At 70.8% G+C, this 6710-nt stretch carries 6 protein-coding genes; 4 read left to right on the top strand and 2 right to left on the bottom strand.

Features of this window, described 5'->3' with window-relative positions:
* Positions 1–187 precede the first annotated feature (187 nt).
* Positions 188–394: a hypothetical protein gene (locus AB0N06_RS17615; protein WP_366135578.1), complete on the top strand. Its 207-nt coding sequence runs from the start codon at positions 188–190 to the stop codon at positions 392–394.
* A 655-nt stretch (positions 395–1049) separates the two neighbouring features.
* On the opposite strand, the gene AB0N06_RS17610 is transcribed toward AB0N06_RS17615, so the two are convergent.
* The gene (locus AB0N06_RS17610; protein WP_366135577.1) at positions 1050–2726 is read right to left on the bottom strand and encodes an AMP-binding protein; all 1677 of its coding nucleotides are present in this window, start codon (positions 2724–2726) and stop codon (positions 1050–1052) included.
* A gap of 109 nt (positions 2727–2835) precedes the next feature.
* Here AB0N06_RS17610 and AB0N06_RS17605 point away from each other — a divergent pair, with 109 nt between their 5' ends.
* Positions 2836–3678, top strand: a complete 843-nt coding sequence (locus tag AB0N06_RS17605; RefSeq protein WP_366135576.1) for a LuxR C-terminal-related transcriptional regulator — start codon at positions 2836–2838, stop codon at positions 3676–3678.
* 115 nt (positions 3679–3793) lie between these two features.
* Positions 3794–4441, top strand: a complete 648-nt coding sequence (locus AB0N06_RS17600) for a LysE family translocator (RefSeq protein WP_366135575.1) — start codon at positions 3794–3796, stop codon at positions 4439–4441.
* Between the two features lie 11 nt (positions 4442–4452).
* On the opposite strand, the gene AB0N06_RS17595 is transcribed toward AB0N06_RS17600, so the two are convergent.
* Positions 4453–5619: a winged helix DNA-binding domain-containing protein gene (locus AB0N06_RS17595; protein WP_366135574.1), complete on the bottom strand. Its 1167-nt coding sequence runs from the start codon at positions 5617–5619 to the stop codon at positions 4453–4455.
* 130 nt (positions 5620–5749) lie between these two features.
* Here AB0N06_RS17595 and AB0N06_RS17590 point away from each other — a divergent pair, with 130 nt between their 5' ends.
* On the top strand, positions 5750–6628 hold the full coding sequence (locus tag AB0N06_RS17590) for a DMT family transporter (protein ID WP_366135573.1): 879 nt from the start codon (positions 5750–5752) through the stop codon (positions 6626–6628).
* Positions 6629–6710: the final 82 nt, after the last annotated feature.

Here is a 6710-nt window from a genome sequence, read left to right as displayed (position 1 = left end):
AGCCCGCCCCGATCACCGCAGCCACCGCCCAGGACCTCGCGAACCTCATTGGATGGGACAGCCCCAAAACGATCAGTAATTAATCGACAGCTCCCTGGGCTCCGGCCCGCCACCACGCACAGCACCTGCGCCGCAGGTGCAGCCGTCGGCCCTGACCGCCGAAGAGCGGGCTGCGATATTGGAGTTAATGAACGGTGACGAGTACGCCGAGCTGGCGCCCGCGCAGATCTGGGCCCGCGAGCTGGATGCCGAGCGCTATCACTGCTCCGTCTCGACGATGTACCGGATCCTGCGTGCAAAAGGAGCAGTCCGGCGAGCGCCAACGGCAGGCCACCCACCCCGCCAAGGCGGTGACCAAACTGATCGCCACCGGCCCTGGCAGGTGTTCACCTGAGACAACTGATCCGCGAGACCATCGCCAGCAACGGCACCGTGACCCAAACCGTGCACGCGGACCGCGGCACCTCGATGACGTCGAAGAAGGTCCCACTTGCTGATCCATCTGGGCGTGACGCGGTCACACTCGCGGCCGAAGGTCTCCAACGACAATCCTTACAGCGAGGCCCAGTTCAAGACCACGAAGTACATGTCGGACTACCCAAGGCCGCGTAGTTAAGAGCTTGTGTACAAACTGATCCACAGCTCTCAGTTCTGCGGGCTGGTTCGCCGATAACTCCCCATGGAAACAGGGCCTCTTGGTAGTCCAGGGGTGACGAAACCATCCCAGACACACAAGAGGCCCCGCCATGCCGCTGCACCCCCTGCCCGAGCCCGCCGTCATGCCGTCATGCCGTCATGCCGTCATGCCGTCGGCGGAATCGTCCTGCTCCTGTGCGGCGTGCCGCGGGGGGCACGGGACGCAGCACCCGGCCCGGCCCCGCCGCTACACCTCGGACATGAACAATTCGGAGTGGCAGGGCATCGCCGCGGCGATGCCCTGGCCGGCCTGGCCGGACGGCAAGGGCGGGCGCCCCGAGGAGTACTGCCGGAAGCCGATCGTCGACGCGATGTGACGGTGCCGTGCGCGTAGGACAGCCCGGTCCGTCCGGTCATCGCAGGTCCCCCTCGTCGTATTCGGTGCCGGTGCCCTGGGCCGTGCGCTCACGCAGCTCGATCCGACGGATCTTCCCGGAGACGGTCTTCGGCAGCTCGGCGAACTCCAGCCGGCGGATCCGCTTGTACGGGGCGAGAACCGCCCGCGAGTGCGCGAACAGCACCTTCGCCGTGTCCGGGCCGGGCTCCCAGCCCTCCGCCAGGACGACGTACGCCTTCGGTACGGCGAGCCGGACCGGGTCCGGCGCGGGCACGACCGCGGCCTCGGCGACCGCTTCGTGTTCCAGCAGCGCGCTCTCCAGTTCGAACGGCGAGATCTTGTAGTCGGACGCCTTGAACACATCGTCGGCGCGGCCGACATAGGTGATGTAGCCGTCCTCGTCGCGGGAGCCGATGTCGCCGGTGCGGTAGTAGCCGCCGGCCATCGCCTCGGCGGTACGGTCCGGGTCGCCGTGGTAGCCGGTCATCAGGCCGACCGGGCAGGACGACAGGTCGAGCGAGATCTCGCCCTCGATCGCACCGGGCTCACCGGTGACCGGGTCGAGGAGCTCGACCTTGAAGCCGGGACTGGGCCGCCCCATCGAACCGGCCTTCAGCACCTGGCCGGGGGTGTTGGCGACCTGGACGGCGGTCTCGGTCTGGCCGAAGCCGTCCCGGATCGTGACGCCCCACTCGCGCTGGACCGTTTCGATGACCTCGGGGTTCAGTGGCTCTCCGGCGGCGACGACCTCGCGCGGCGGGGTGTTCAGCTGGGAGAGGTCGGCCTGGATCAGCATCCGCCAGACGGTGGGCGGGGCGCAGAAGCTGGTGACGCCCGAGCGGTCCATTTCGGTCATCAGGCGGCCCGCGTCGAACCGGGTGTAGTTGAAGATGAAGACGGTCGCCTCGGCGCTCCACGGCGCGAAGAGGTTCGACCAGGCGTGCTTGGCCCAGCCCGGTGACGAGATGTTGAGGTGGACGTCCCCGGGCTTGAGACCGATCCAGTACATCGTCGCCAAGTGACCCACGGGGTAGGAGACATGGGTGTGCTCGACCAGTTTGGGGCTGGCGGTCGTGCCGGAGGTGAAGTACAGCATCAGTGGTTCGTCGGCATCGGTCTCCCGGTCCGCCTCGAAGCTCTCCGGCTGCTCGCCGGCGCCGGCGTAGGGGAGCCAGCCCGGTACGTCCTCGCCGACGGCGATCCGGGTGTAGTCGCCGGGCACCTCGTCGAACTTGGGGGTGTCGACGTCCCGCACGATCACATGCCGGACCCGGCCGCGCTCCACCCGGTCGCTCAGGTCGACGGGGCCGAGGAGCGGGGTGGCGGGGATGACGACGGCGCGCAGTTTCATCGCGGCGAGGGCCGTCTCCCACAGTTCGACCTGGTTGCCGAGCATGACGAGGATCCGGTCGCCGGCGCGCACCCCTTGGGCGCGGAGCCAGTTCGCGGCCCGGTTGGAGCGGGCGGACATCGCGGCGAAGGACACCTCGGTGCGGCGGCCGTCCTCCTCCACGATGTGCAGGGCGGTGCGGTCGTTGTTCTCCGCGATGACGTCGAACCAGTCCAGCGCCCAGTTGAAATGGTCGGCCCGGGGCCAGCGGAACCCCTCGTACGCCGTCGCGTAGTCCTCGCGATGCTGGAGCAGAAAGTCCCGGGCGGCCCGGAACGTTTCCGTTGCGCTGGTTGCCGACATGTGCCCTCCTTTTTGCGGACCGGACCGGTCCTTTAACATCATGTAAACAGTGACCCAGGTCTCACCAGCCCCGAACGGGGGTACCGCAGGCGGGCAGAGAGGCGACAGCGTGCCGGAACCGGTCGATGCGGTCGAGATGCAAGCGGCCCTGCTGCGGTTGCGCCGGACGAGCGGGCTGCCCGTGGCCTTCGGCGGACTGCTGTCGGATGCGCGTCACGCCAGGATCGCGGAGCTCAACGGGGCACAGACCACGGCGCTGCGCGGCCTTGTCATCACTGTGGGCAGCGGACTCGGCGGCAAGTCGATCGCCCTGTCCCGACCGTGCGCGGTGACCGACTACCCGTCGTCGCGGCACATCAGCCACGAGTACGACACCGCGGTCGCCGCGGAGGGGCTGCGTTCGGTGGTCGCGGTGCCCGTCGTCGTACGCCGCAAGGTACGGGGCGTGCTGTACGGGGCGCTGCGCGAGCCCCTCACCCTCGGGGACCGTGCGTTCGACGCGGCCGTCGCGGCGGCCCGCGACGTGGAACAGGCGCTCGCCGTGCGCGACGAGGTGCAGCAGCTCCTGGCCTTCAGCCGGGACCAGGTGGCGGACCTGCGGGCGGCGCCGGCTGCTTGGGAGGACGTCCGCGAGGCGCACCGCGAGCTGCGCGCGCTGGTCCCGAGGGTGACCGACCCGGCGCTTCGCGAGGAACTCCTCTCGGTGTGCGGGCGACTGGCCTCGGCGTCCGGGACAACGGTGCCGGGCGCCCACGGGGTGCAGCTGGCGCCGCGCGAGATCGATGTCCTCGCCTGTGTGGCCGCGGGCGCGACGAACGCGGTGACAGCCGACCGGCTGGGGCTGCGGCCGGAGACGGTGAAGGGGTATCTGCGCGCGGCGATGCGGAAGCTGGGGGCGCGCACCCGGCTGGAAGCGGTCGTGGCGGCGCGCCGGGCGGGGCTGCTGCCGTAGACCGACCGGCCCATGTGCCGGCCGGTCTTGGGTGCGCGCCGGGCATCCGCCTCGGTCGCGCGCCTGACGTCCGCCGGGGTCTGTGCCGTACGGTCGGGGCCAGGGGGTGACGGACATGGTGTCCACGCATCAATATCTTGCCTTCGCGGCGATGTCCCTGCTGGTGATCGTGATCCCGGGGCCGAGCGTCCTCTTCGTGATCGGCCGGGCGCTGGCCTACGGACGCCGCACCGCGCTGACCACGGTGCTGGGCAATGTCGCCGGTTCGTACGTCCTGGTGGTGGCGGTCGCGCTGGGCATCGGCTCGCTGGTCGAACGCTCGATGATGGTCTTCATGGCGGTGAAGCTGGGGGGTGCGGCGTATCTGGTCCTCCTGGGGGTGCAGGCGTTCCGCCACCGCAAGGAGCTGCGGCTGGGGGCTGTCGAGGCGTCTCCGGCGCGGCCCGCGCGCGGTGATCTGCGGACGGTGGTGGACGGTGTGGTCGTCGGCGTCACCAACCCCAAGGGCATCGTCTTCTTCGCCGCGGTACTCCCCCAGTTCGTGGACCCGTCGACCGGCCATCTCCCGGTGCAGATGCTGCTGTTGGGGCTGGTGCCGATCGCGATCGGGCTGGTGACGGACACGCTCTGGGGGCTCGGCGCGTCGGCGGCCCGGAGCTGGTTCGCCCGGTCGGACAGGCGGCTGTCGATGATCGGCGGGGCGGGTGGCTTCGCGATGATCGGTCTGGGCGTGACGGTGGCGGCGACGGGCCGCGCCGACTGAGCCCGACCGGCTCAGTCCCCGAAGTCGACGAAGGGGGCGAACCGGATGTCGTGTGCGGCCGGGTCCGCGGGTCTCATCGTGGCAAGCATCCGCAGCCCCTCCTCCGTGACGGCTTCGCGCTCCGACGGGCTCAGCCTCCCCAGCGCCTGCACGGTGACGGTCCCCTCGCCGTCGGTCTTCCGCCCGGGCGCGCCGAACCGCCAGATCGCCGCGAGGAAGCCGTCGACGAGCACGGCTCCGTACGCCTGATTGCCGTTCCCGTTGCGCCCTTTGAACCGTGGCGGGATGACACGCGTACGGTCCGCGTGGCCGAGCAGAACGTTGTCGAACTCGGGCAGGAAGCGCGGCGGGGCGGGGGTGTCCGCGTCGGGACGTGGGGCGTCCGGCAGGTCGAAGAGTTCCACTCCGTGCTCGTCGCGGAAGGTGATCAGCCGTGGCCGCAGCCGCTCGAAGACCTCCCGCAGCCGGGTCAGTCCGGCCCACATCTGCATGTCCTTCACGGAGGCGGGTCCGAAGGCGCCGAGGTAGCGCAGCACGGTTGCGTCGGGCGTGGACGCCGGCTCCGACGGCCGGCCGAGCCAGTGCTCCACGGTGGTCAGCGCGACCTGTCCGCTCCGTCCCCAGAGCCCGCGCGGGGTGACCTGGACCAGGGGCAGGGTGCAGCGGACGGCCACGGTCAGGGCCTGCGGGTCGGCGTCCGGCCACTGCGCGCGCAGTGCCGCGCGGAGTTCCTTCGGAGTGCGCGGGCGCTCCTCGACGAGCTCTCTGCCGATCGCCGCGAGCCGGTCCAGGTCCACCCCGCCGAGCCCCTGCCGGAATATCTGCAGCTCCCGGCTGCGGGCCGGCTGGACCAGCGGACGCAGGGTCAGCGCGTCGTCGGCGGTGTGGGTGTGGATGGTGGAGCGGAGGGTGACCATGCGGACCACCTCCCGGGACGCCATCAGCGCGGAGAGCTCGGCCGGGTCGAAGCCTTCGAGCCGGGCGAAGAGCTGGTAGTACGGCGGCTTGGTGTTCTGTGCCTGGAGCCCGACGAGATGCCCGACGGCTTCCTTCGCGGACATCGGGGTCCGGCGCAGGAGCAGTTGGCGCTCCAGGGTGGCCCGGCCCAGTGCGCGGGGCGTGAGCAGCGGGGGCCGGGCGGATGCGGTTCGTGCGGCGGGGTTCGTCTTCGCGGCCATGAACGGCACGGTACGGGAACTTGCGGACAACTCCCGTCCGCAATCACACCGTCTCGTCCCTTCCCGCGGCCGCCGCACCGCAGCGCGGCAGGACCCCGGATTGCGCGCGGGCCGCCCGCATCATGGTCGGGTGATCAGCGTCCTGTTCGCCATCCTGACCGCACTCAGCAACGGCGCCGCGTCCGTACTGCAACGCCGTGCCGCCCTCGATGTACCCGACACGAAGGCGTTGCACCCGTCGCTGATCGGCCACCTGCTGCGCCAGAAGGTGTGGCTGGCCGGAATCGGGCTGGTGATCGTCGCCGCCGTCTGCCAGGCCGTCGCGCTGGCCACCGGGCCGATCGCGGTGGTCCAGCCGATCTTCGTCATCGAACTCCCGGCGGCGCTGCTGTTGGCCGGGTTCGTGATTCGGGTCCGGGTACCGGGCGGAGTCTGGTACGGCGTGGCTGCCGTGACCGTCGGGCTGGCCCTCGGCATGACCTCCGCCGCTCCGGGCGGCGGCAGCATGTCGGTGCGGGGCGCGGTCTGGGTCCCGGCGCTGATCATGACGGGGATCTTCGAGGCCGCGCTGATCACCGGCTCGATGAAGACCCGCGGGAACCCCCGGGCGGCGCTGCTCGGGCTCGCCGCCGCGTGTGGTTACTCGCTCACCGCCGCGCTGATGAAGGACGCCATGGGGCGGCTCGGTGACGACGGGGTGACCGCGCTCATGACGTCCTGGCAGCTGTACGCCACCGCCGCCGCCGGGGTGGGCGCGCTGTTCCTCCTTCAGAACGCGCTCCAGGCGGGCACCCTGGTCGCCGTCCAGCCGATGCTGACCCTGGGCGACGCGCTGATCAGCGTCCTGTACGGGGTGACGCTGTTCGGCGAGGAGCTGCGCACGGGCTGGTGGCTGCTGCCGGAGCTGGTCGCGATCGCTCTCATCGCGCTGGGCTGTATCGAACTGTCCCGTTCGCCGCTGGCGTCCGGGAGCGCCGTACCGCCGCGGCGCAGCACCCGCGTGACGTGACGGCCCGTACCGGGCCCCGGGGTCGGGCGTCCGGGTTCCGGTGCGTCGGCGAACAGCACGACGGCGATCGGGCCGAAGAGGT

The sequence above is a fragment of the Streptomyces sp. NPDC051020 genome, assembly GCF_040683105.1.
GTDB lineage: Bacteria > Actinomycetota > Actinomycetes > Streptomycetales > Streptomycetaceae > Streptomyces.
The sequence above is the reverse complement of the archived record's forward strand: the minus strand, read 5'-3'. Positions and strand labels throughout refer to the sequence as shown.

Coding starts and splice junctions, on each gene's coding strand:
- AB0N06_RS17615 (WP_366135578.1), top strand. CDS start 188: ATGAACGGTGACGAGTACGCCGAGCTGGCGCCCGCGCAGATCTGGGCC.
- AB0N06_RS17595 (WP_366135574.1), bottom strand. CDS start 5,619: ATGGCCGCGAAGACGAACCCCGCCGCACGAACCGCATCCGCCCGGCCC.
- AB0N06_RS17600 (WP_366135575.1), top strand. CDS start 3,794: ATGGTGTCCACGCATCAATATCTTGCCTTCGCGGCGATGTCCCTGCTG.
- AB0N06_RS17610 (WP_366135577.1), bottom strand. CDS start 2,726: ATGTCGGCAACCAGCGCAACGGAAACGTTCCGGGCCGCCCGGGACTTT.